The 19,433-nt window shown below is 67.5% G+C and carries 18 protein-coding genes; 10 read left to right on the top strand and 8 right to left on the bottom strand.

What is annotated here, in order from left to right:
* Window positions 1–35: 35 nt before the first annotated feature.
* The 5 genes from AB0L82_RS19960 to AB0L82_RS19940 all read right to left on the bottom strand — a co-directional run bounded on the left by AB0L82_RS19960 (window position 36) and on the right by AB0L82_RS19940 (window position 5,090).
* Entirely contained in the window at window positions 36–1,004 is a 969-nt protein-coding gene (locus tag AB0L82_RS19960; RefSeq protein ID WP_364637836.1) for a hypothetical protein, read from the bottom strand.
* Window positions 1,005–1,060: 56 nt separating this feature from the next.
* A complete protein-coding gene (locus tag AB0L82_RS19955; protein ID WP_364637834.1) occupies window positions 1,061–1,573 on the bottom strand; it encodes an ImmA/IrrE family metallo-endopeptidase in 513 nt (170 codons plus the stop codon).
* 4 nt (window positions 1,574–1,577) lie between these two features.
* The gene (locus AB0L82_RS19950) at window positions 1,578–2,870 is read right to left on the bottom strand and encodes a hypothetical protein (protein WP_364637832.1); all 1,293 of its coding nucleotides are present in this window, start codon (window positions 2,868–2,870) and stop codon (window positions 1,578–1,580) included.
* A 489-nt stretch (window positions 2,871–3,359) separates the two neighbouring features.
* On the bottom strand, window positions 3,360–4,271 hold the full coding sequence (locus tag AB0L82_RS19945; protein WP_364637830.1) for an SDR family oxidoreductase: 912 nt from the start codon (window positions 4,269–4,271) through the stop codon (window positions 3,360–3,362).
* A 30-nt stretch (window positions 4,272–4,301) separates the two neighbouring features.
* Complete coding sequence (locus AB0L82_RS19940) at window positions 4,302–5,090, bottom strand: SDR family oxidoreductase (RefSeq protein ID WP_364638037.1); 789 nt, start codon at window positions 5,088–5,090, stop codon at window positions 4,302–4,304.
* Window positions 5,091–5,146: 56 nt separating this feature from the next.
* Here AB0L82_RS19940 and AB0L82_RS19935 point away from each other — a divergent pair, with 56 nt between their 5' ends.
* The 9 genes from AB0L82_RS19935 (at window position 5,147) to AB0L82_RS19895 (ending at window position 14,644) form a co-directional block, all read left to right on the top strand.
* Complete coding sequence (locus tag AB0L82_RS19935) at window positions 5,147–5,926, top strand: enoyl-CoA hydratase family protein (protein WP_364637828.1); 780 nt, start codon at window positions 5,147–5,149, stop codon at window positions 5,924–5,926.
* 6 nt (window positions 5,927–5,932) lie between these two features.
* Window positions 5,933–6,811 carry a CoA-transferase gene (locus AB0L82_RS19930; RefSeq protein WP_364637826.1) on the top strand — a complete coding sequence of 293 codons (879 nt, stop codon included), beginning with the start codon at window positions 5,933–5,935 and terminating at the stop codon, window positions 6,809–6,811.
* Window positions 6,811–7,620 carry a CoA-transferase gene (locus AB0L82_RS19925; RefSeq protein WP_364637824.1) on the top strand — a complete coding sequence of 270 codons (810 nt, stop codon included), beginning with the start codon at window positions 6,811–6,813 and terminating at the stop codon, window positions 7,618–7,620. Before AB0L82_RS19930 ends, AB0L82_RS19925 begins: the two co-directional genes overlap by 1 nt.
* Window positions 7,617–8,702 (top strand): nitronate monooxygenase, encoded by a 1,086-nt coding sequence (locus tag AB0L82_RS19920; protein WP_364637822.1) that lies wholly within the window; start codon window positions 7,617–7,619, stop codon window positions 8,700–8,702. The genes AB0L82_RS19925 and AB0L82_RS19920 overlap by 4 nt, the downstream gene beginning before the upstream one ends.
* A gap of 237 nt (window positions 8,703–8,939) precedes the next feature.
* Window positions 8,940–9,800 (top strand): metallophosphoesterase, encoded by an 861-nt coding sequence (locus AB0L82_RS19915; protein WP_364637820.1) that lies wholly within the window; start codon window positions 8,940–8,942, stop codon window positions 9,798–9,800.
* A 119-nt stretch (window positions 9,801–9,919) separates the two neighbouring features.
* Window positions 9,920–10,903 carry a cation diffusion facilitator family transporter gene (locus AB0L82_RS19910; RefSeq protein ID WP_364637818.1) on the top strand — a complete coding sequence of 328 codons (984 nt, stop codon included), beginning with the start codon at window positions 9,920–9,922 and terminating at the stop codon, window positions 10,901–10,903.
* Between the two features lie 185 nt (window positions 10,904–11,088).
* Window positions 11,089–12,051: a cytochrome c oxidase assembly protein gene (locus AB0L82_RS19905; RefSeq protein WP_364637816.1), complete on the top strand. Its 963-nt coding sequence runs from the start codon at window positions 11,089–11,091 to the stop codon at window positions 12,049–12,051.
* Window positions 12,052–12,100: 49 nt separating this feature from the next.
* A complete protein-coding gene (locus AB0L82_RS19900; protein ID WP_364637814.1) occupies window positions 12,101–13,198 on the top strand; it encodes a hypothetical protein in 1,098 nt (365 codons plus the stop codon).
* A gap of 114 nt (window positions 13,199–13,312) precedes the next feature.
* Complete coding sequence (locus tag AB0L82_RS19895; protein ID WP_364638034.1) at window positions 13,313–14,644, top strand: FtsW/RodA/SpoVE family cell cycle protein; 1,332 nt, start codon at window positions 13,313–13,315, stop codon at window positions 14,642–14,644.
* A gap of 1 nt (window position 14,645) precedes the next feature.
* Here the strand turns inward: AB0L82_RS19895 and AB0L82_RS19890 are convergent, their stop codons facing one another.
* Both AB0L82_RS19890 and AB0L82_RS19885 read right to left on the bottom strand, forming a co-directional pair.
* Entirely contained in the window at window positions 14,646–16,025 is a 1,380-nt protein-coding gene (locus AB0L82_RS19890) for a solute carrier family 23 protein (protein WP_364637812.1), read from the bottom strand.
* A gap of 93 nt (window positions 16,026–16,118) precedes the next feature.
* Window positions 16,119–16,535, bottom strand: coding sequence for a YbaB/EbfC family nucleoid-associated protein (locus tag AB0L82_RS19885; protein WP_364637810.1), 417 nt, complete (start codon window positions 16,533–16,535; stop codon window positions 16,119–16,121).
* An 81-nt stretch (window positions 16,536–16,616) separates the two neighbouring features.
* On the opposite strand from AB0L82_RS19885, the gene AB0L82_RS19880 reads away from it, so the two are divergent.
* Entirely contained in the window at window positions 16,617–17,477 is an 861-nt protein-coding gene (locus tag AB0L82_RS19880) for a putative PEP-binding protein (RefSeq protein WP_364637808.1), read from the top strand.
* Here the strand turns inward: AB0L82_RS19880 and AB0L82_RS19875 are convergent.
* Entirely contained in the window at window positions 17,467–19,296 is a 1,830-nt protein-coding gene (locus AB0L82_RS19875) for a multicopper oxidase domain-containing protein (RefSeq protein ID WP_364637806.1), read from the bottom strand. The two genes, AB0L82_RS19880 and AB0L82_RS19875, sit on opposite strands and share 11 nt — an antisense overlap.
* Window positions 19,297–19,433: the final 137 nt, after the last annotated feature.

Genomic DNA, 19,433 nt, shown 5'->3' with positions numbered 1-19,433 from the left:
GAAGTCCGGCGGTCCGGGAGAACGGTCGATCGAACTCAGCGCTTGGCGGCGGCCCGGCTCACCGTCGACGTGGTGGCGCCCGCCTCATAGGCGCGAGCAATCGCCTGCACCCAGCCGCGCGGACCGACGCCCTCCGGCGGTGCGATCCAGCGACCGTCGATCAGTACGTCGCCGAAGGGGTTTCGGGCCCACTCCGCCACCCGGGCCGCGCGTTCGGTGACCTCTTCGGGCGGAATGCCCGCCGCGGGCAGCTCCATACCGCCGCCGGATTGCAGGTACAGCGCGTCCATCACCTGCGCGACCTGGTCCGATGCCTTCAACTGGGTGGCCGAACCGGTCTGATCCTTGGCGACCACCTCGGGGAAGCGCGCGATCAGCACCCGATGCAGGGTGCGAATCTGCTTCAGCAGCAGGCGCGCTCGCGCCCACAGCTCGATCACGATCCAGACCGCACCGACCGCGATGAGCAGGCTCGCCAGCTGCCACACCGGCCAGAACCAGTCGCCCGCCGCCGGTTTGGCCATCGGCTGATGCATGAGTTCGCGCCGCACCGCCAGCGCGGCCAGCACGCCGACCACCAGGGTGCCCACGCAGTAGAGCGCGATACCGCGGCCGAGCGCGGTCCAATCCAGATTGCGCACACCGGTGATCACGATGAACAGGCATTCCAGCGCCACGATCACCCAGCCGAAGGTGATCGACCACAGCAGTGTCAGCGTCATGGCCAGCACGCCGCCCGCGTAGATGATCCAGGCGATCTGCCGCAGATTCACCCGCGACACCACCGGCCACGCGGCGGCCGCCACCACCGAGGTGGCGGTGCCGAACAGAATCCAGGCCGCGGTGGTGAGCCGATCGGAGAACCAGCTGCCGTGCACGCCATTGGGCAGCAGATGATCAACCGCCACACCGATTTCCGGGACGGAGACGGTCGCCGCCAGCGCCACCGAGGCCACCGCGATGATGATGGCCACCCGCGCCGTGGTGGCGGGTTTGACGAGCACCCGCCCAACTCTCGCGCCCGCCGCCATCCAAATGAGGAGCGCTGTCAACCAGAAGGTCATCCGAGTGCCTCATCGAATCGAAGGACCGAGACGCCTGCGCCTCGGCTGTTGAACACGCGCAGGCGAGTCATGAGCATGGAGGCGAAGGTCTCGGCCTCCCATTCGCACTGCTCGTCCTCGCCGAGTTCCACGATCTTCTGATGTGCGCGCTGGCTGAGCATGTACGCGATGAGATCGTCGCTCGCCTCCAGCACCACCTCGGTGGCCGCCTCGCCGGGATGGTCGAAGACGATATGCCCGAGTTCATGCGCGAGGGTGTGCTCGCGGCTGGGCAGCGCCTCGGCCAGCACGATCACATCCTTGTCCGGATAGCTGCGGCGCTGACCGCAGACGCCCGGACCCAGTTGGGCACTGGCGATTTCGATCATGCGGCGGCGTTCGGCGGAGATGGCCAGCACCACCTCGTCCAGATTGGTGGCGTCGAAATCGGCGGCCACCGCGCACACCGCGTCCACCGCCGCCGCCACCCGGCGGTAGGACCCGATGCTATGCGCCCGGCTCTCGGTCATGCCCTCACACCCTCGGTCCGAAGAACGCGGCCCGCGCGGCATCGACCCGCGCCTGTGCCGCCGAAGCGCTCTGGAAACTCACCGCACCCGAACCCGCGCCCGCCAAACCGAGCGCGATCAGGCCGCCGATCACCGACAGCAGTTTCACCGGCGGCAGCGGTGCGTTCGCCGACGTCGGCTTCACGTCCGGATTCGGTTGCGCCAGTACGGGAGCCGGGGCCGGAGCCGGTGGGGGTGGTGGTGGCGCCGGTGCGGGCGCGGCCTCCGGTGCGGGGAGGGCGGGCGCGAGCACCGGTGCGACGAGCTGCGGCGCGGGCACGCTCGGCGCGGACGGAATCTCCAGTGGCACAGCCGGAGCCGCCGGAGCGGGCGGCGGCGGGAGCAGCAACAACAACAGCGGCGAGGCGCAGACGGCCGCCGAACCCACCGCGGCGGAACCCAATGCGGCAGAACCGGCACCGGCCGAACCCGCTCCGACGGCGGCCGAACCGACACCCGAACCCGCGGCGGCGGAACCGACACCCGCCGAACCGACGCCCGAACCACCACCGGCCGCCGAACCCACTGCGGCGGAACCGATTCCGGCGGAACCCACCGCCGCCGAACCGGTGCAGAGCGCACCGATACCGGCGGAGCCGACGGCCGCCGAGCCCACCGCCGCCGAGCCGACCGCGGCGGAACCGGTGCCGAGCAGCGTCGCGAGCAGGCCCGCGCCCGCGGAGCCCACCGCGGCGGAGCCGAGACCGAGTGCGGAACCGGTGCCGACACCGGCGGAACCCACTGCGGCAGAACCTGTTCCAGCGGCGGCGGAACCCGAGGCGCCGAGGCCCAGAGCGGCCGAACCGGTGCCGGCGGCCGCCGAACCGACCGCCGCCGAACCCGTTGCTCCGAGCCCGAGAGCGGCCGAACCCGTACCCGCACCGGCGGAGCCGACCGCCGCCGAACCGGTGCCGCCCAGCGCCGATCCGGTGCCGCCGAGCAGCACGCCCAATCCGGTGGATCCGGTGCCCGCCGAGCCGACCGCGGCCGAACCGGCCCCCGCGGAGCCCAGCGCGGCGGAACCGGTTCCGAGGCCGAGTATTACGGCGAGCAAATCCTGCGGTCCGGCAACCGGATTGGCCGGAACCGCGACATTCTGGGGATCGGAGCCGCCGCCCGCGACCGGGCCATTGCCCGCCCCCGGCGCGGGCTCCAGGTCGATGCCCGGTTGCGCTCCTGCGGGCACCGGCCCGAGCAGCGCGGACCCGGCGACAGCGGCGATCACTGCCACCAAGCGCAATGCACGACCAATGATCATGCGAGAGCCATCCCCTCATCAATACTGCGCAGTCGGCTTGCTCCAGTACTGCGGAGCGGTGCACCTCTGTCCGGCTAACCCCGATTGCCGGACCTTTGCGGAACGCGGCCATCGTACAAGCCGGCGCGCTTCCCCGCACAACTCCCGGACCCATTAGGGGCCCGTCCAAACCGTACGCCTGCCTTTGCCCCGATGTCCCGAATATCAGCAAGCGCCCCAGCACAATTGGCTGGTAACACGGTCCTCAGGTCTGCTCTCACACCCCACCGACACCGCTGGAAGCGCAGTTACCGATGGCAGACAAGGACATTCCAGACCAACCCGACAGCAACTGTTCCGATACCGCAACCAGCGATAACGGGGCGGATGATGCCTCCCCGCCCGGTTGAGAGACATGTCACAGTGGCTCATTCCGAACCCTCTGAAAACGGCCATCGCCGGTACCCCATTCGGGGCACCGGCGATGAAAGCTGGTGGAGCTGTACGCGACTACGCGCCGTAGACGGGCTCCGGGGTGGTGGCCTTGGAGAGCAGATCACGGACGGCGGGCCCGAGCTCGGCGGGCTCCCAGCGCGCGCCACGATCGACCGAGACGCCGTGCCGCCAGCCGTCGGCGACGGTCACCTTGCCCGCCTCGACCTCGAACATGCGGCCGGTGACACCGGCGGAATCGGCACTGCCCAGCCAAACCACCAGCGGGGAAACGTTTTCCGGGGCCATGGCGTCGAAACCGCCGTCCTCGGGCGCGGCCATGGTCTCGGCGAAAACGGTCTCGGTCATGCGGGTACGCGCGGCCGGGGCGATCGCGTTCACGGTGATGCCGTAGCGCGCGAATTCGGCGGCGGCGGTGATGGTCAGACCGGCGATGCCCGCCTTGGCAGCGGAATAGTTGCCCTGGCCGACCGAGCCGAGCAGACCCGCACCGGAACTGGTGTTGATCACGCGGGCCTCGGGCTGACGACCGGCCTTGGACTCATTGCGCCAGTACTCCGCGGCATGCCGCATCGGGGCGAAATGGCCCTTGAGGTGCACCTTGATGACGGCGTCCCATTCGTCCTCGCCGAGGTTGACCAGCATGCGGTCGCGCACGATACCGGCATTGTTGACCAGTACGTCCAGGCCGCCGAAGGTTTCGATGGCGGTGGCGACCAGGCGGCGCGCGCCCTCCCAATCGGAGACGTCGTCACCGTTCACCACGGCCTCGCCGCCGAGCGCCTTGATCTCCTCGACCACCTTGGCCGCACCGGAATCCGGCTTGGGGGTGCCGTCGAGCTCCGCGCCCAGATCGTTCACCACGACCTTGGCTCCGGCGGCGGCGAACGCCAGCGCGTGCGCCCGGCCGATGCCCTGGCCCGCACCGGTCACGATGACGACGCGGCCGTCGCAGATTTTGTCGGTCATATCGAAATACCTCGCTGAGAGTGGAAGGGGTCAGTGACCGGAGACGGCAGGGACGTCTGCGGTGGATGCGGTCAGGAAGGCGGGCTTCTCGCCGCCGCCGTGTACGAGCAGGGCGCTGCCGGTGACGTAGCCGGCCAGCGGGGAGGCCAGGAAGGCGGCGGTGCGGCCGATGTCCTCGGGGCTTGCCATGCGCTGCATGGGGACCGTGCCGCTGACCGCGGCGATACCGTCCTCATCGCCGTAGTGCAGATGCGAGGATTCGGTATTGACCAGGCCGCAGACGACCGAGTTCATCCGCACCTTCGGAGCCCATTCCACCGCGAGCGAGGAAACCAGGCTGTCCACACCGGCTTTGGCGGCGCCGTAGGCGGCGGTGCCGGGTGATGGGCGGTGGCCGGAGACGCTGGAGATCATGACGATGGAGCCGCCGGTCTGCTGCCGCTGCATCACATCATTGGCGACCTGCGAGACCAGTAGCGGCGCAAGCAGATTCAGCTGAATGATCTTGGAGTGGAAATTCGGGCTGGCATCGGCGGCCAGGGCGAACGGCGCACCGCCCGCGTTATTGACCACGGTGTCCAGCCGCCCGTATTTCGCCACGATCGCGTCGACGAGTTCGCGCACCGAATCCGGATCGCGCACATCGCAGGGCAGGAAGTCGATGCCCCGCCCATTGCTCTCGACGGGGATGTCGGCGGGCCGCCGCGCACAGGCCACCACGGTCGCGCCGGCGTCCAGGAATACCCGGCTGATGCCGGCCCCGACTCCTCGCACGCCGCCGGTGACCAAGACGACGGAGCCGGAGAGGTTCACTTCGATTGCCACCGTGCTAACCTACCAAGCACTTGCTTGTTTTGCCAACGATGGGACTTGCGATGGGGATCATCCGTCACACCGAAACCGAAGGCGTCGAGGTCGTCACTGTCGACTACGCCCCGGTCAACGCCCTGCCTTCCGACGGCTGGTTCGCACTTGCCGACGCCGTCCGCGAGGCGGGCCGCAACCCGGAAACCCGGGTCGTGGTGCTGCGCGCCGAGGGCCGCGGCTTCAACGCGGGCGTCGATATCAAGGAGATGAACGCGGACACCGGGCATACCGCCCTCATCCGCGCCAACCACGGCTGCTTCGCCGCGTTCGCCGCCATCTACGACTGTGAAGTTCCGGTCGTCACCGCGGTCAACGGCTTCTGCCTCGGCGGCGGCATCGGCCTGGTCGGCAATTCCGATGTCATCATCGCCTCCGACGACGCGACCTTCGGCCTCCCCGAGGTCGACCGCGGCGCGCTCGGTGCGGCCACCCACCTCTCGCGCCTGGTCCCCCAGCACCTGATGCGCACCATGTTCTACACCGCGGGCACGCTCACCGCGCAGCAGCTGCACCACTACGGTTCGGTGTTCAAGGTGGTGCCGCGCGCCGAACTCGACGCCGCCGCAATGGAAGTCGCCAAGAACATCGCCAATAAGGACGGCCGCGTCATTCGCGCCGCCAAGAAGGCGCTGAACGGTATCGACGTACAGGACGTGCACAAGTCCTACCGGTTCGAGCAGGGCTTCACCATGGAGCTCAACCTCGCCGGTGTCGCCGATGAGATTCGTGCCCGGTTCGACGACGACCTGGCCGCCCAAAAGAATTCAGCACAGAAGAAGGGGGCGTAAGAACCCATGCGCGACAAGAGGATGAGCCTCGACGAGGTCGTGGGCGAGCTCCGCAGCGGGATGACCATCGGCATCGGCGGCTGGGGTTCCCGGCGCAAGCCGCTGGCCTTCGTCCGCGCGATTCTGCGTTCGGACATAACGGATTTGACGGTCGTCACCTACGGCGGACCGGATCTGGGCCTGCTCTGCTCGGCCGGAAAGGTCCGAAAGGCGTACTACGGCTTCGTATCTCTCGACTCCGCGCCCTTCTACGATCCGTGGTTCGCCAAGGCACGCACCGGTGGCGAGATCACCGTCCGTGAAATGGACGAGGGCATGGTCAAGTGCGGCCTGCAAGCTGCCGCCGCGCGCCTGCCGTTCCTGCCGATTCGCGCCGGACTCGGTTCGGCCGTCGTCGACTTCTGGGAGGGCGAGCTGAAGACCGTGCAGTCCCCCTACGCCGATGCCGACGGACGCAGCGAAACCCTCATCGCCATGCCCGCTTTGAACCTGGATGCCTCTTTCGTGCACCTGGATCTGGGCGATAAGCACGGCAATGCCGCGTACACCGGCGTCGACCCGTACTTCGACGATCTGTACTCCCTCGCGGCCGAGCGTCGCTACCTGTCGGTGGATCGCCTCGTCGAGACCGATGAACTGGTGAAAGCCGTTCCGCAGCAGTCGATCATCCTCAACCGCATGATGGTCGACGGCGTGGTCGAGGCCCCCGGTGGCGCGCACTTCACCTTCTCCGGCAGCTACGGCCGCGATGAGAAGTTCCAGCGTCACTATGTCGAGGCCGCCAAGACGCCCGAATCGTGGGCGGAGTTCAAGGCGACCTACCTGGATGTGTCCGAGGACGAATACCAGGCCGCCGTCCGTGCTTTCGCCGAGGAGCAGAAGTAATGAGCGAGAACATCACTGCATCGCGTAGCGATTCCACCGGGGGCGGTGGTCGGGAGACGGGTGGGCCCATCACTCGGGCCGAGGTCTGCGTCGTCGCCTCCGCCGAAATCTTCCGCGGCGCGGGCGAGATCATGGCCAGCCCGATGTCCACCGTCACCACCATCGGCGCGCGGCTGGCGCGGCTCACCTTCGAGCCGGATCTGCTGCTGTCCGACGGTGAGGCGCTGTTCTTCGCCGAGGTTCCGGCCATCGGCGGCAAGGCCCCGATCGAGGGCTGGATTCCGTTCTCGAAGGTCTTCGACGTCGTCGCCTCCGGCCGTCGTCACGTGGTGATGGGCGCGAACCAGATCGACAGGCACGGCAATCAGAACCTGTCGGCTTTCGGTCCGCTGCAACAGCCTTCGCGGCAGATGTTCGGTGTGCGCGGCGCGCCGGGCAACACCATCAACCACGCCACCAGCTATTTCGTGCCCAAGCACAATAAGCGGGTGTTCGTGGACGCCGTCGACATCGTCTCCGGAATCGGTTACGACAAGATCGATCCCGAGAATCCGGCCTACCGGTTCCACCACCTGCACCGCGTGGTCTCGAACCTGGGCGTCTTCGATTTCAACGGTCCGGACCACACCCTGCGCGCGCTCTCGCTGCACCCCGGCGTCACCGCCGACGAGGTCGCCGAGAACACCTCGTTCGAGATCGCGGGCCTGGCCGAGGCGGGCGAAACCCGCCTGCCCACCGAGGAAGAGCTGCGGATCATCCGAACCGTGCTGGACCCCAAGGGCTTCCGCGAGAAGGAAGTGACGGCATGACCGCTCGGTTGAAGACGCCGCTGACCGAGTTGGTCGGCATCGAGCATCCGATCGTGCAGACCGGTATGGGCTGGGTCGCCGGACCCAGCCTGGTCTCGGCCACCGCCAACGCGGGCGGCCTGGGCATTCTGGCCTCGGCCACCATGACCTTCGAAGAACTCGAAGTGGCCATCGCCAAGACCAAATCGCAGACCGATAAACCGTTCGGCGTGAACATCCGCGCCGACGGCTTCGACGCCGCCGAGCGCTGCGAGCTGATGATCCGCGAGGGCGTGAAGGTCGCCTCCTTCGCGCTCGCGCCCAAGAAGGAACTCATCGCGCGGCTGAAAGACAATGGCGTGGTGGTGGTTCCGTCCATCGGCGCGGCCAAGCACGCGGTGAAGGTCGCCTCCTGGGGCGCGGACGCGGTGATCGTGCAGGGCGGTGAGGGCGGTGGCCACACCGGCTCCGTCGCGACCACGCTGCTGCTGCCGTCCGTGCTGGACGCGGTGGACATCCCGGTCATCGCCGGTGGCGGTTTCTTCGACGGCCGCGGTCTGGCCGCCGCGCTGTCCTACGGAGCCGCCGGTGTCGCCATGGGCACCCGCTTCCTGCTCACCCAGGAGAGCAGCGTGCCGGAGGCGGTCAAGCGCGAGTACCTGACCCGCGGCCTCCAGGACACCGTCGTCTCCACCAAGGTCGACGGCATGCCGCACCGCGTGCTGAACACCGAGCTGGTGCAGAAGCTGGAGCACTCCGGCAAGGCCCGCGGTTTCGCCGCCGCCGCGTCGAACGCGCTCAAGTTCAAGGGTATGACCGGCATGAAGTGGTCGACCATCGTCAAGGACGGTCTGGCCATGCGCAAGCACAAGGACCTCACCTGGTCCCAGGTGATCATGGCCGCCAATACCCCCATGCTGCTCAAAGCCGGTCTGGTGGAAGGCAATACCCAGGCGGGCGTGCTGGCCTCCGGTCAGGTGGCGGGCATCATCGAGGATCTGCCCACGGTCCAGGAGCTGATCGATCGCATCGTCGCCGACGCGATCACCCGGATCGACGCCCTCTCCGCCTACCGCGTCACCGAGGCGGAAACCCCCGCCTGATCCCACTCCCCCGATCAGCGCCGCGGACTCTCACCCGCGGCGCCCCATACTGCGCGGCCCGACACGATCGGCCGCGCATCTCGCGGATCCGATCGACCTCGGATCCGTAGCGCGGTCTTCCCACCGCGCGCACGGGCCGTCCCTGGAACCTCTCGCCCAGGGGCGGCCTCGTTGCGTTCGGGCGGCGCGCGGGGAAATGGGAGTGCCGGAAGCGGGGTGGGCTGGGACCATGGGGCGATGGGGAACGTCCTGATTGTCGGCGATTTACACGGGAATACGGCGCATGCGCTGACGGTGGTGCGGGTTGCGGTGGAGCTCGGGTGCTCGCGGGTGTTCGGGGTCGGGGATTTCGGGGCCTGGGAGCATATGCCGTCGGGGCGGCGGTATTTCGATGTGGTGAACAAGGCCGCCAAGCGGGCGGGGGTGACCGTCTATTTCCTCGACGGGAATCACGACAAGTCGTCGCTGGTACTGGAGTTGTACGGGGACAAGCGGGATGAGGAGGGGTTCCTGGAGTGCCGCAGACATGTGCGGTTCGCACCCCGGGGGCACCGATGGGTGTGGGAGGACACCGTTTTCGCGGCGTTCGGCGGGGCCCGATCCACCGATAAGGGGTGGCGGCTGGCCCGGGAGGGGCGCAAGGAGGAACAGGCGGCCAAACGACGGGCCTACGGGTCGAGCCGGCGGCCGCTCACGGCCGGATCGCTGTGGTTCCCGGAGGAGGAGATGACCGATGACGAATTGGAAGCGCTTCTCGCCGAACATGATTCACCCGTGGATGTACTGCTGACGCACGATAAGCCGCGGGCGACGCAGCCGAAGTTCAATCGCAAGAACAAGCCGGAGTGCTTTCCCAATCAGGACCGGATTCAGCAGGTGGTGGAGCGGTTGCGGCCCGCCGTGCACTATCACGGTCATCTGCACTACCGGTACACCGAGATCATTCCGGCCGGGTCCGGACAGCTGACCCGGGTCGAGGGGCTGGCCGCCGATCCGGAGGCCTCGCACCATCCCGCCTACACCCCGGACGATTCCTGGAGTGTGCTGCGGCTGCCGCAGGCCGCCGCGCGACTGCTGCCCGAGTCCGCCGCCGGATAATCCGGTCCCCGAATACACCTGATGACGGCGGGTATCGCCGAAGTTGGAGATCGTTAACCTTGCATACATAGCGATGCGTGCATATGATCGCCTGCGGTCAGGATGAAAGGGAGATCGACATGGGTGCAGGGCACGACCACGGGCACGGCCATTCCCATGGCGCCGGGCATACCCACGGAGCCACCGCGGACAGTGACAAACGCTGGCTCGCGGGCGCGCTCGCGCTGATCGTCGCCTATATGGCCGGTGAGGTCGTGGTCGGCGTGATCTCCGGATCGCTGGCCCTGCTCTCGGACGCGGCGCATATGCTCACCGATGCCGCCGCGATCGTGCTGGCGCTCTGGGCGATTCAACTCGCCGCCCGGCCCGCCGCCGGGCGCATGACCTTCGGCTGGAAACGGGTCGAGATCCTGTCCGCCATGGCCAATGGCGCGACGCTGCTGGTGCTGGCGGCCTGGCTCACCTTCGAGGCGATCCGGCGACTGCTCGATCCGCCCGAGGTCACCGGCGGGCTGGTGCTGGTCACCGCGCTCATCGGTGTGGTGGTGAATCTGATCGCGACGGTCATGATCAGCCGCGCCAATCGGACCAGCCTCAATGTCGAAGGCGCGTTCCAGCACCTGCTCACCGATCTCTACGGGTTCATCGCCACGGCCATCGCGGGCGCGATCATCATGTTCACCGGCTGGGTGCAGGCCGACGTGATCGCCACCCTGATCGTGGTCGTGCTCATGGTGAAGGCCGGTATCAGCCTGGTCCGCGCCTCCAGCCGCATCTTCCTCGAGGCGGCCCCGGAGAACCTGGATCCCACCGTGATCGGCGCGGCCATGGCCGGCCGCGATCACGTGGTCGAGGTGCACGATCTGCACATCTGGGAGATCACCTCCGGCTCCCCCGCGCTGTCCGCGCACGTCCTGGTCGAACCCGGCTACGACTGCCACGCCGTCCGAGAAGACCTCGCCCACTTCCTCTCCCACGAGCACCACATCGACCACGCCACCCTCCAGGTCGACCACGCCCAATCGGACCTGCTCACCCTGGGCCGCGACACCGAATCGCACTGCGAACAGTCACACGGCGAAACCCACAAGACCCTGCGCTGAGGCTTTCCGTCGCCCGAGGCGACGACTGATCTCGCACCGTTCGGGTAACTCGCCGGGGACGGGCGAACTCGCCCACACACCCAACCGGAGACGGCCGACGCGACGAGCGCGGCACCTGAGTCGGGCTCGATGGCGCGGAGAGGCGGAAGAGCATACTGGCGGTCGTGTTTGGTATCGATACACCGTTGACCGTTGGTTCGCTGCTGACGTCGTGGCGGTGGGATACCTCGACCGTGGTGATCACCGCGGTCATCGGGGCCGGGTATCTGCTGGCCTGGACGGCGGCGCGGCGTAAGGGCGTAGAGCTTCCGGTTCGCGGGCGGGCCATCTGTTTCGGTGTCGTCGGGCTCGCGCTGTGGCTTTATACCGGGGTCGGGGCGCTCGGGGTGTACTCGGACACCCTGTTCTGGGTTCGGGCGTTGCAGACGCTGCTGCTGCTCTATCTGGTGTCGTTCGGGTTGGCGGCGGGGACGCCGTTGACGGTGCTGCGCGGTGCGCTCGGGGACACCGGTCGGGCGCGGATGGATCGAATCCTGAACAGCCGCTTGGTGACCGGGCTGACCTTCCCGCTGGTCCCGTCCGCCGCGATGCTGCTGACGCCGTGGCTGCTGTATTTCTCGCCCTGGTACGAAGCGGTGCTGCGCAATGGCGTGATCGACGCGGTGACGCGAATTGCCCTGGTGGGCATCGGATTCCTGTATTTCTATTCGCGCCTGCAGGCGGATCCGGTGCCGCGCCGGTACTCGCAGGCGGTATCACTGCTGATCACGGTGGTCGAATCGCTGGCGGACGGCATTCTCGGCATCGTGGTGTGGCTGGGCCCGATTCTGGCGGCCGGGTATTACGCGGAGGTCGGCCGCACCTGGGGGCCGAGCCAGCGCATGGATCAAACCGCGGGCGCGGGCATTCTGTGGCTGCTCGGCGATGTGCTCGGAATTCCATTCGCGCTCATGCTCATGCGCGCCTGGTCCGATGACGAGAAGCGCAAGGCCGCGCAGGTCGACGCCGAACTCGACGCCGTCGCCGCACAGGCCCAAGCACCCGCGAACCGCACCGATGCGCCCGCGCATACGGCGGACGCCCCGCCGAGCACCGGCCTGTGGTGGGAGAACGATCCGCAATTGAGTCAGCGGTTCCGCCGCCGCTGAACGCGCAACCCCGTTCTGTGCCATCGTTGTTCGGGTGTTCGGCACGCGGGTGACAAGAATTCGATGGCGTCCCGAGGCAGGCCGGTTGGTCACCGTGATGGCCGTCTGCTTCGGCGTGACCGTGGTGATCACGCGCCTGTATCTGATGGCGGCGGGCTATCCGAAGATCGGTGGCAGCACCTATCGCATCGCGCACGCGCTGTTCGGTGGGTTGCTGCTGGTCATCGCCTGTCTGATGCTGCTGCTCACCTCCTCCCGATCATCCCTGACCACCGCGGCGGCGCTGGCGGGCGTCGGGCTGGGCCTGTTCATCGACGAGGTCGGCAAATTCATCACCGCCGACAACAATTACTTCTTCCCGCTCGCCGCCCCGATCATCTACCTGGCGTTTCTGCTGATCACCGCGGTAGCCCTGTTCGCCGCACGACACCGGCATCGCCCGCCGCTGCTGGTGCTCGGTGAAGTGACGGTCGCGATCGGCCAGCTGACCGGCGACCGCATGAGCGCCGATGAGCGCACCACCCTGCTCACCGAGCTGAAGTCGGTGGACCGCACCGGTTTCAGTCCCGATCTGTGCAAGCTCACGGACGCGCTGACCAGCTATCTGAACACCGCGCATCCGGATACGCGGCCCGAACCGCAAATTCGCCGGGAGGCCAGGCTGGAATGGCTGGAACGCCATCTGCTCCCGCTGCCGCTGCTCCGCATCGTTTTGATCATCGTGCTGCTCGGTCACGCGGTGTGGACGCTGGTGCACCTGGTGCTCGCGGTCGTCATCATCTCCGGCCGCCATATGCCGTGGACCGAACTCGATCATCTGCTGGACGTTTCGCAGCATCGCGGCTGGAAGTCGCTGTCCGGCCTGGGTATTGCCGCGGTGGCCGAAATACTGGTCGGTGTCGGCTGCGCGGTGGGCGCGGTGCTGTGGCTGCGCGGACGCGAGGAACTCGGTGTGCGCCTGGGCATCTGGTCCAGTGTCATCTCGCTGACCGTGGTCAATGTGATGGCCAGTTATTTCAGTCAATTCCTGACCGTATTCACCGCGCTGGCGGAGGCGCTGCTGCTCTGGTTGCTCATCCGCTACCGCACCCGCGCCGGAGTCGGCGCGGTCGCCGACCGGAACGACCTACTCGCTGCGCGCACCTGACCGACCGCGTTACTGTTGGGCGTGAACAGGTTTCGGCAGAGTTCGCATGCGGCCGGCTCGCGCGGGCGCGCCTTCCGAGGCGCGGAAGCGGCGCTCTGCGCCGGTGCGGTGGCCATTACCGCACTCGCGGCACTGATCCTGTCGGCCTCGGCCGGAAGCGGTGCGACCACCATCAGCACCCTCGGCATATTCGCCGGGCTCACCCTCGCCGCGCATCTGGCGGTGCGCCGGTGGGCGCCCAGCGCGGATCCGGTGCTGCTGCCGTGCGTGGTGCTGCTGAACGGGCTGGGGCTGGTGCTCATCGACCGGCTCGATCATGAGAATCCGCTGGAGAACGGTGCGCAATCCAGCGATGCCGCGCACCAATTGATCTGGACCGGAATCGGAATCGTGCTCTTCGCGGGAGTGCTGCTGGTGGTGCGCGATCACACCCGGCCCGCCGAATACGGTTACACCTGCGGGCTCGCGGGCCTGGGCGCACTGCTCATCCCGGCGCTGCTGCCCGCGCAGTACAGCGAGGTAAACGGCGGTAAGAGCTGGATTCTGCTGCACGGCTTCTCGATTCAGCCCGGTGAGTTCGCCAAGGTGCTGCTGCTCATCTTCGTCGCCTCGTTCCTGGTGGCGAATCGGGAGCTGTTCACCACGGCGGGACATCAATTCCTGGGTATGACCTTCCCGCGACTGCGCGATCTGGGCCCGCTGCTGCTGGTGACGGCCATGTCGCTGCTGGTGCTCATGTACGAGAAGAATCTGGGCTTCTCACTGCTGGTGTTCGGGACCGTGCTGGCGATGATCTATATCGCCACCGATCGGGTGTCCTGGCTGGTCATCGGTTTCAGCATGTTCGCGGTGGGCGCGACCATCGCGTATATGGCGTTCCCGCACGTGCGGGTGCGCGTGGAGGTGTGGCAGGACCCGTTCGCCACGTATTACACCTCCGGATACCAGATTTCGCAGGCGCTGTTCGGCATGGCGACCGGCGGGCTGCTCGGCACCGGAATCGGCGCGGGGCGGCCGCAGGAGGTGCCGTTCGCCAAGACCGACTTCATCATCTCGACCATCGGCGAGGAACTCGGGCTGATCGGATTGGCCGCGGTGATCTCGGTTTTCGCGATCCTCACCGTGCGCGGTTTCGTGGCGGCTCTCGCCACGAGGGACGCGTTCGGCAAACTACTCGGCGGCGGACTGGCGTTCTCCATCGGCTGGCAGCTGTTCGTGGTGGTGGGCGGAGTGACCAAGTTGATTCCGCTGACCGGTCTGACCACGCCGTTCATGTCGTACGGCGGTTCGTCGCTGCTGGCGAACTACATCATCGTGGCGCTGCTGATCCGGATCTCGCACGATGCGCGCACGGCTCCCCCGCCGCCCGCGCCCCGGCCGCCGGTGGCGATCGCCGAGGCGCAGACCCAGCATGTCTCGCGGCGGTGGCTGGGGAAGGCGCAGTGAGTTATTCGCCGGAGGGTTCGTCGTAGGACGAGGTGCCCTCGTCCAGTAGTGGCTCCTGCTTGTAATGCGCGGGGGCGAGCAGGCGCAGCACGTGGTACCCGGTGATCACCACGAGCGTGCCCAGCGCGATACCGCTGAGTGTGAAGGTATCGGTGAATTTCATGCTCACATTGCCGATGCCGATGATCAGCCCGGCGGCCGCGGGCACCAGATTGAGTGGATTGCGAAGGTCCACACCGGCATTGGTCCAGATCTGCGCGCCCAGCAGGCCGATCATGCCGTACAGGATGACGGTGATACCGCCGAGCACACCGCCCGGAATGGCCGCGACCACCGCACCGAATTTCGGGCACAGGCCGAACAGCAGCGCGAAACCGGCTGCGGCCCAATAGGCCGCGGTCGAATAGACGCGGGTGGCGGCCATGACGCCGATATTCTCCGAATAGGTGGTGTTGGGCGGACCGCCCACCGCGGTGGACAGCATCGAGGCCGCACCGTCGGCGGCGATGGCGGTGCCCAGCTTGCCGTCCAGATTGTCGCCGGTCATCTCGCCGACGGCCTTCACATGTCCGGCGTTCTCGGCGACCAGTGCGATCACCACGGGTAGCGCGACCAGGACCGCCGACCATTCGAACGAGGGCGCGTGCAGTTGCGGCAGGCCGATCCAATCCGCGTGCGCGACACCGGACAGGTCCAGCCGCCAGTGATCGGTGATCGCACCGGTGCCATCGGCGGAGTGGATCTTGCCGAATATCCGGTCCAGCAGCCAGGAGAAGACGTAGCCGAACACCAGGCCCAGGAAGATCGCGATGCGCGAGAAGAATCCGCGCAGTGCGACGACCGCCAGCCCGGTGAACAGCATGACCAGCAATGCCGTCCACTGATCCTGCGGCCAGTAGGTGGACGCGGTCACCGGTGCGAGATTGAAACCGATGAGCATGACCACGGCGCCGGTCACCACCGGCGGCATGGCCGCGTGAATGATGCGCGCCCCGAACCGCTGCACCGCCAGGCCGATGAGAAACAGCACCGCACCGACCGCGAGGCAGGCTCCGGTAACCGTCGCGCTATCGCCGCCCTGTGCCCGAATGACCGCCGCGACACCCACGAACGACAGCGAGCACCCGAGATAACTCGGCACCCGGCCCTTGGTCGCGAGCAGGAAGATGGCCGTGGCCACCCCGGACATCATGATCGCGAGATTCGGGTCCAGGCCCATCAGGATCGGGGCCACGAAACTGGCCCCGAACATGGCCACCACATGCTGTGCGCCCAGCCCCAATGTCCGAGGCCAGGACAAACGCTCATCGGGCCGGACCACCGCACCCGGTGCGGGCGTGCGCCCGTCCCCGTGCACGCGCCAGCGGACACCCAAATCCATGAACAGCCCGCTTTCTACCTAGGCCGGAAACCAATTCGGGCAAATAGTAATCCGAGCAAACCCCCAGCTGACACCACACGCGCCCGCGCGGCCCTACCTCAGCCCGTACCGCCGCGCCACCGCCCGAGGCAGGGCATAGGGATTGGCGTCCGGCCGCTCATCGGCCGGACGACCGGCGTCCACCGATCGCGGGGATGCGGCGGCGGCATCGGAGGGCGCGGCAATGAGGGTGCGGCGCAGCAGGTCGGCCACGGCCGGATCCTGGATCAGTTCGCGGCGTTGTTCGGCCGCCCGCGCCAGAGCCTTCCGGTGCGCTAGATCGTGAGTGGTCGAAATGGCTTGGGCCAGGGCTTGATCGGCTAGGTGCAGGGCGGTGATGCGGCCGTCGGCGGTGACCTCGATGCGCACGTCCGGTGCGGATGCGGTGGCGCGGATGAGTTCGACGGACTGCTGTACGCGCCGGGCCTTGCGCGCTATCTCCTCGAACCGGCCCTCCCCTGACCTGGACATGATCACCACGGTAGGCGCGGAAACAGGGCAGCGCATCGGCTCAGCCGACTTCGCACCCCAACACGCCGTAGGGTTTTTCGGATGCGAATCAGCGTGGCATTGAGTGGGGAGCGGCTGGACTCGCGGCTGGCGGGGAAGTTCGCCGGGGTGGGTTTGGTGCGCGGGGAGTATGTGTTCCGGCGGGCGGGTCGGTATCCGGGGGCGGAATCGGTGCGCGAGCTGTTGACGCCGTATCTGCGCGAGGTGGTGGCTCAGGCTGCGGGGCAACCGGTTTGGTATCGGTTCACCGAGGTCACCACCATCGAGGCGAATGTACTCGCGGGGGTGGAGGAGGTCGTCGACGATGAGACTTTCCCGCTGCTCGGCATGCGCGGCATCCGGCGGGCGCGGCGGTTTCCGGAGCACTTCCGCGCGGAGATCACCGGGGTGGCCGCGGCGAACGATGGGCTCGGGGTGCTGCTGCCCTTCGTGACCGATCCCGAAGAGGTCGACTGGGCGGTGGCGGAGATCCGCGAACGCGCGGCCGGATTGCGCATCGGCTCCATGATCGAAACCCCTTCGGCGCTCTTGCAATTGGATCGCCTCATCGACGCGGGCGTACAGCACGCGCTGATCGGGGTGAACGATCTGTCCTCGCTCGTCGACGCTCGGCTGCGCGCCCGGGGCGTCGCGCCCACCGGCGGCCTGATGTCGGCGATAACGCTGGCGCGCAAGGTAACCGAGCAGCGCGGCGTGGAACTGTCGGTGGCCGGATACCTGTCGGCCGAGCTGATCGACGGCTGCCGCGCGGCCGGTGTGGACGAATGCGTGGTGCACTATCACGATCTGCCGCGCCTGTTCGGCGCGGAGTGGGCGGACCTGCCCGAGCTCGAATTGCTCACGGAGATAAAGGCGAAGACGCAGCGCGATATCGCCGAGCGGCCGCGCACCGTCACGGCATGACGCGAATGCGCTGCATCATGTCGTGATCGGCGTGGTCGAGATTGTGGCAGTGCCAGACGTAGCCGCGAATCTCGCCCGCGCCCGAACCATGGTCCATACCGGCCATTTCCGCGGGCGCGATGGCTTCGGCCCCCGGCGGGACGGTCAGTGCGACGTCCGGGTCGAAGCCCAGCTCATCGACCGCGGGCCAGTGCACCAGCACCCGGGTAATGGTGTCGGTGGGGCATTCGACGGTGTCCTTCCAGCCGAATTCCCAAGGCGGCGGCGCCTGTTGCGGTCCGATGGCGTACGCATCGGCCGACGGGGCCCACCGGATGCCGAACGTGGGCGGCAGATTGGCGAACCAGTAGGCCGAGGTCAGGATGGGCTGGCGGCCGATCACCCGCATTCGCGCCAGATGCAGGTGAATGGGGTGGTCGAACGGAGTCGTATTGACGATGTCCCACTGCTCGACCGCACCCGCCGCCGCCATATCGACATCGTCGCTCAGGAACGCGAGATTGTTGAGCGACATGAGGGTCGGGAACACCGCCGCCGCCCGCGAATCGTCATTGAGCCCGATGAGCGTCACCGTGCGCACCGATTCCGGCGGCCCGAGCGGGGGCAGCGCGTCGGGCAGTCCCGCGCCACCGCGCAGCCGCGCCGGAATCGCGGCGGCCGGTCCGTCCCCCGCCACCGTGAACCGCATGATGGGCCGCAGCTCCGGCACCATGAAAACGGTGTTGCCCAAATCATTTCGGGCGGTATTGATCAGATCGACGGTCGTCCCGTCACCGAAGGCACTGAAGTCGACCAGCAGATCCACCCGCTCCCCCGGGCTCACCCGAATGGACGGTGTGGGCACGGGGGCGTCCAGCAGCCCCAGATCGGTCCCGATGGCCCAGCACGGCATGCCATTGGAGAACTCGAAAATGTATGGGCGCGAATTGGATCCGTTCAACAGCCGGAACCGATAGAGCGTCCGCCGCACCTGGAGCCGGGGCCAAGCCATACCGTTCACGCAGCCCACATCCCCGACCTGCCCGGACTGATTGAACCCCTGCGGAATATAGGTGCCGACCATGGGTTGCAGACTGCCGTCGGCATTGAAGGTCCGGTCCTGCACGATCAGCGGTAGCTCGAACTCGCCGCTGGGCAACCCGAGCGGGTTGTCCGCGCGACCGGTATCGAATTCGTCCCGCAGGTAATACATTCCGGCCAGTCCGGCCTGAATGTTCAACCGCGTGATGCCCATCGCATGGTCGTGGTACCAGAGTGTCGCGGCCTCTTGCCGATTGGCGTAACTAAATGTGGGCCCGCCCCCATTGCGCCAGGCGATGAGCGGATGCCCGTCGTCATCGGGCGCGTTCGCCCCGCCGTGCAGGTGCACGGTGAATCGCGGATCGGTGCGATCCAGTTCGGTCACCCCGTGCATGGTCAGATCGACGTGCGGGGCGAGCACATGGGTGCCGAGTTCATTGCGGAACGCGATGCGCGCCACCCGATCCCGTCGCGCCTCCAGATTCGGTCCGAGCACCGGCCGACCGAAACCCCAACTGCGCGTTTCCGGTAGATCCCGGTGATAACGATGCACACCGGAAACGGCCGCCAATTCCCCTGCGGCCGCACGCGTCTCGGGTATCGGCAGCTCGTCCACGAACGGCTGCAACGCGGGCGAGTGATAGTTGAGCGGTGTGACGACCGGTGCGGGCAGCGGTGGAATCGGGACGGGCGGCGGTGGCAGCGGCGACGGAGCGGCCGCCGCCTTCGCCATCAGGCCGAAGCCCACCGCACCGAGAGTCCCGAGTAGGAACCCCCGTCTCGGCAGGTTCTCGTTCATATCCTCGTCGATCCGCCCGGCCCGGCGGGTGCGCCGGGCTCGTTTTCGACTATCCCGATTCTTCGGCGTGAATCCTCGAGATTGCCGCGTCCGCGTCGCTTTCGTTACGCAACGGGACTATCGGCCGGATCGGAGCG

It is taken from the genome of Nocardia sp. NPDC052001 (assembly GCF_040680615.1).
GTDB lineage: Bacteria > Actinomycetota > Actinomycetes > Mycobacteriales > Mycobacteriaceae > Nocardia.
Note: the sequence above shows the minus strand (reverse complement) of the source record. Positions and strands in the feature narration are given on the sequence as shown.